The organism is Streptomyces sp. NRRL WC-3549, from assembly GCF_000721935.1.
GTDB lineage: Bacteria > Actinomycetota > Actinomycetes > Streptomycetales > Streptomycetaceae > Streptomyces.
This window is the reverse complement of sequence record NZ_KL585394.1, coordinates 185,714-190,544: the sequence shown is the minus strand read 5'-3', so window position 1 is coordinate 190,544 and position 4,831 is coordinate 185,714. Positions and strand designations below refer to the sequence as shown.

Here is a 4,831-nt window from a genome sequence, read left to right as displayed (position 1 = left end):
GATGTGTATAAGAGACAGGTGTTGCCCAGCCCCTCGGCCATCAGGGCCAGGACCTCCCGTTCGCGCGGGCTGAGCCGGTCCAGACGGGTGTCGGGGCGGGTCCGGGCGAAGAGCTGCGCGACCACTTCGGGATCGATGGCGGTACCGCCGCCGACGACCCGTTCCAGGGCCGACAGGAACTCCTCGACCCGGCCCACCCGCTCCTTGAGGAGGTAGCCCAGCCGGGCGCTGCCCCCGGCCAGCAGGTCGGTCGCGAACGCCTGCTCGACGTAGGCGGAGAGCACCAGGACCGCCAGGCCCGGCTGACGCCGCCGTGCTTCCACGGCCGCCCTGATCCCCTCGTCGGTGTGGGTCGGCGGCATCCGGACGTCGACGATCGCCACATCGGGCCTCTCCTCGTCCACGGCCCGGAGGAACCGGTCCGGGGTGGCGGCGGTGGCCGCCACGTCCAGGCCCTCCGCGCGCAGCAGCAGCGCGAGTCCCTCGCGCAGCAGCGGATCGTCCTCCGCGATCACAATCCGCACGGCAGGAACACCTCCAGGGTCGTGGGCCCGCCGGGCGGGCTGGTCAGGGTGAGGGTGCCGTCGAGCGCCTCGGTGCGCTGACGGATGCCGGCCAGTCCCGAACCGGCGTGTTCGTCCGCCCCGCCGCTGCCGTCGTCGGTGATCCGCAGCCGCAGCCGGTCCTCGCCGTGGCGGACCTCGACGGTGGCGTGCCGGGCCTCACTGTGCCTGGCGACGTTGGTGAGGGCCTCGGCCACCACGAAATAGGCGGTGGCCTCGACGGACGCGGCGAACCGCCGGGGCACGTCGGCGTCGACCCGGCAGGGCACCGGGCAGCTGCCCGCCAGGGCCGACAGGGCGTCGGGCAGACTCCGCTCGGCGAGCACCGGCGGCAGGATGCTGCGGACGACCGCACGCAGTTCGGCGAGGGCCTGCTCGGCCGCCTCCTGCGCCTTCCCGAGCACGGCGTCGGCGTCCGCGGGGTTGCGGGCCACCGCCCGCCGGGCGGCGCCGAGCAGGACGTTGACGGCCACGATGCGGTTCTGGGTGCCGTCGTGCAGGGCCCGCTCGATCCGCCGCAGTTCGATGGCGTGCGCGTCCAGCGCGGCGGCGCGGGTCGCGGTGAGCTCCATGACGCGCATCGCGAGATCGGTCCCGGGCGGCGGGGGGAGCAGCCGCCGGCCCGGCCAGGCCTGGAGCCGGGCCATGCCCGGGGTCACGCAGACGGTGACGGCGAACCAGACGGCCCCCAGCAGCGAGACCGCGAAGGCGCCGGGCCAGTCGTGCACGGTCCACAGCTCGACGGACGGGGTGGCCTGCTCGGGCGGCACCAGCCGCCACCACACCGGGCAGGTGACATCGGTCACGGAGGCGAAGGGCAGCGTCAGCCCGACCACGCCGAGCCCCGTCCCCAGGGCGGCGTGCGAGGCCACCCAGCGCACCTCGCGCCGGGTGGTGGGGTCCGCGACGGCCTCCCGCAGTCCCCTCGGCCCCGGTCCGGGGCCGATGACCTCGGGGCCCCACTGGGACAGCCGTGCGCGTTCGCGGCCGGCGACGGCGCGCAGCGCGCGCAGGGTGCCGGGTACCAGGAGGAGGCCGACCCCGAACAGGCAGGCGACCGCGGTGACGAGCAGCCACAGCAGCATGAGGAGCGCCAGCGCCGCCGTGCCGAAGCCGCCGACGAGGCGCTCGAAGGCGTCGAGCGCGGCCCGGACGCGGTCGAAGGCGTCCCGGGGACCGACCGGGCGCGCACCGGTCTTCGGCACGGCCTCTCGATCGGATGTCGGCACCTCCTGCACCGCGCCACTATGACACCGGACCCGGGCCCGCGGTGAGCAGGGGTGCGGACGGTACAGCCTGCTGTACCCCGCTCCTCCATCTGGCGGGATCGTGGCCGGGGGCCGACGTCCGTAGGTTCCTGTCCGTGCACAACGGCCTCACGGACAGGGAGAACCCGATGACCGACCCGTACCGCGGTTTCGCCGCACCCGAGACGGAACCGCCGCGGCGAGCGGCCGGCACCGGCGGCGGGGCCGTCCGCCCCGTCCTGTGGACGCTGCTCTTCCTGTGCGCCGTCGGAAACGCGGTCACCTCGTCGGCCGGCGGCGTCGGGCCGGTGGTCCCGCTCGTCCTCGGGGCGGCCACGCTCGGCTGCATCGCCGGCCTGGTCGTCCACCACCGCAGGCAGAGGCGCGCGTGACGGACGTGCACGACGCCCACCGGGCCTTCGGGCCCGCACACCCGGCCCTGGAACTGGCCGGTGTCAGCAAGACGTATCCCGGCGGGCTGCGGGCGCTGGACCAGGTCTCCCTCACCGTGCCGCGCGGTACGTTCCTCGCGGTGATGGGCCCTTCCGGCTCCGGCAAGAGCACGCTGATGCACTGTGCCGCCGGACTCGACTCGCCGACCGGAGGGCGTGTCCTCGTCGACGGTACGGAGATCGGCGCGCTGGACGAGACCCGCCGTACCGAGCTGCGCAGGCAGAGCGTCGGGTTCGTCTTCCAGGCCTACAACCTCGTGCCGTCCCTGAGCATCGAGGACAACATCATGCTCCCCCTCCGCCTGGCCGGGCGGGCACCCGACCGCGCCTGGGTGCGTGAGCTGGTCGAGCGGGTCGGGATGACCGGCCGGCTGGGCCACCGCCCCTCCGAACTCTCCGGCGGCCAGCAGCAACGCGCCGCGGTCGCACGGGCCCTGGTGGCCCGGCCCGCCGTCGTCTTCGCCGACGAACCGACGGGCGCCCTGGACCTGCGCACCGCCCGGGACGTGCTGGACCTGCTGCGCGACCTGGTGGACGGCGTCGGCCAGACCGTGGTGATGGTGACCCACGACCCGGCGGCCGCCGCACGGGCCGACGTGGCCACGGTCATGGCGGACGGACGCATCGTCCAGGTCCTGGAGGCGCCCACCGCCGAGGACCTGGCCCGGAGCGTGACCGTGCTGGGGGCCCACCGGAGCGCCGGCGGCCCCGGGCGCCCGCAGACGGTCCCGAACCCGTACCTGCGGGAGGCGGAGTAACCGGTGCTGTACTTCGCCTGGCACATGATGCGCCGCCGGATCGCCGCCCTCCTGGCCGTGATGTGCGCGACGCTGGGCGGCGCGGCGATGGTCACCGGTATCGGTGTCCTGGCCGAGACCGGCCTGCGCTCGCACGCGCCGGTCGAGCGGCTGTCCCTGGCCGACGTCGTCGTCTCCGCGAGTCAGACGTACCACCCGGGCGACGACCTGCCGATCTCGCTGCCGGAGCGTGCCCGGGTGCCGGCCGGCGGGCGCGGAGGGGCGGTACCGGCCGGCGACCCGGGGACCAACGGACACGGTTGGTCCTCCGCGGCCCTGCTCGCCGCACCGCAGATCGACGGCTCCGCCCCGCGCGGCGCCCGGGAGGTCGCCCTGGACGGGCGCACCGCCGCCGCCGCGGGCGTACGGCCGGGCGGGGAGGTCACGGTGAGCGCGTGGGGCCGGACCGCCGAGTACACCGTCTCGGCCGTGGTGAAGACCGCCGGGACCGGGGCGGGCGGTGTGTACTTCCCGGACTCCGTGGCGGAGTCCGCCGCCCCCGGCCGGGCCGACCTGATCGCCGTACGGGCCCGGGCGGGCGAGGCCGACGCGGTCGCCGCAGCGGTCCGTGCAGCCGTCCGGAAGGACGGGCTGACCGTGACCACGGGCGCCGCCCGTGGCGACATCGAGTCACCCGGTACGGCGGCGGCGGGCTCCCTGCTGCCGGCTCTGGCGGGATCGCTCGCCGGGGTCACCCTGCTGGTGGTCGCCTTCATCGTCGGCGGCGCGCTGTCCGTGTCGATCGCCTCCCAGCGCCGTGAACTCGCGCTGATGCGCGCGGTCGGCGCCACCCCCCGGCAGATCCGGCGCCTGGCCGCCGGGCAGGCCGTCATCATCACGCTCGCCGCCTGCGTGCCCGGCATCGGCCTCGGTTACCTCCTCGCGGAGCAGCTGCGGAGCCTGCTGGTGTCGGTCGGCATGCTCCCGCCCGGGCTGCCGCTGACCGTCGGGCCGCTGCCCGCGGTCGCCGCCCTGCTGCTGCTCACCGGCGTCGTGGCCGCCGCCGCCGTGTGCGCCGCGTGGCGCACCTCGCGGATGCCGGCCACCGAGGCGGTGGCGGAGTCGCGCAGCGAGCCCCGTACACCCTCCGCCCTGCGGACGCGGGCCGGGGCGGCACTGATCGTGGTGGCGACCGGGGTCTCGGTCATGCCGCTGCTGGACCGGACGCAGGCCGGGGCCGCGGGTACCGCGGTGGCCGGTCTCGGCGCGGCGGTCGGTCTCGCCCTGGCCGGCCCGGCCCTGGTCGGATGGGCCGGGCGGGCGCTGGCGGGGAGGCTGTCGGCGAAGACGCCCGCACCGACCTGGCTCGCCGTGGAGAACAGTCACGGGTACGCGCTGCGCGGCGCCGCCGCCGTCAGCACGCTCGCGATCACCGTGGTCTTCACCCTCACCTACACCCTGACGCAGACCACGGTGCAGGCCGCGACGGGCGCGGACATGCGCGAGGCCACCCGGGCCCAGCTCGCTCTGAGCGCGCCGGAACTCGGCGGAGTACCCGACGACCTGCCGGGCGCCCTGCGGGAGGTCCCGGGCGTCGAGTCGGCCGCCCCGGTCGGTGAGACCACCGTCGTGTGGCAGTACAGGATGTTCGGCGAACCGACGACCGACAGCGGTTCGGCCCTGGTCCTGACCCCCGAGGCCGCGGGGGTCCTGGACCTCGACGTGCGGACCGGCGGTCTGGACCGGCTCACCGGTGACACGGTCGCCCTCGGCTCCGAGACCGCCGCCTCCCTCGACGCGGAGACCGGCGACCGGGTGCGGCTGGTCCTCGG

At 75.8% G+C, this 4,831-nt stretch carries 5 protein-coding genes; 3 read left to right on the top strand and 2 right to left on the bottom strand.

Annotation, left to right across the window (positions count from 1 at the left end; translation table 11 throughout):
* Together IH13_RS0111570 and IH13_RS0111565 are read right to left on the bottom strand one after the other, a co-directional pair.
* A partial coding sequence (locus IH13_RS0111570; protein ID WP_063837429.1) for a response regulator transcription factor occupies window positions 1-524 on the bottom strand: 524 nt, incomplete at its 3' end.
* Complete coding sequence (locus IH13_RS0111565; protein WP_031083540.1) at window positions 512-1,768, bottom strand: sensor histidine kinase; 1,257 nt, start codon at window positions 1,766-1,768, stop codon at window positions 512-514. The genes IH13_RS0111565 and IH13_RS0111570, both read right to left, overlap by 13 nt.
* A 158-nt stretch (window positions 1,769-1,926) precedes the next feature.
* Here IH13_RS0111565 and IH13_RS0111560 point away from each other — a divergent pair, with 158 nt between their 5' ends.
* The 3 genes from IH13_RS0111560 to IH13_RS0111550 all read left to right on the top strand — a co-directional run.
* A complete protein-coding gene (locus IH13_RS0111560; RefSeq protein ID WP_051835818.1) occupies window positions 1,927-2,202 on the top strand; it encodes a hypothetical protein in 276 nt (91 codons plus the stop codon).
* 5 nt (window positions 2,203-2,207) lie between these two features.
* Window positions 2,208-3,020 (top strand): ABC transporter ATP-binding protein, encoded by an 813-nt coding sequence (locus tag IH13_RS0111555; RefSeq protein WP_420713354.1) that lies wholly within the window; start codon window positions 2,208-2,210, stop codon window positions 3,018-3,020.
* 3 nt (window positions 3,021-3,023) lie between these two features.
* Window positions 3,024-4,831, top strand: a 1,808-nt coding sequence (locus IH13_RS0111550; RefSeq protein WP_031083534.1) for an ABC transporter permease, incomplete at its 3' end; no start/stop codon positions are given.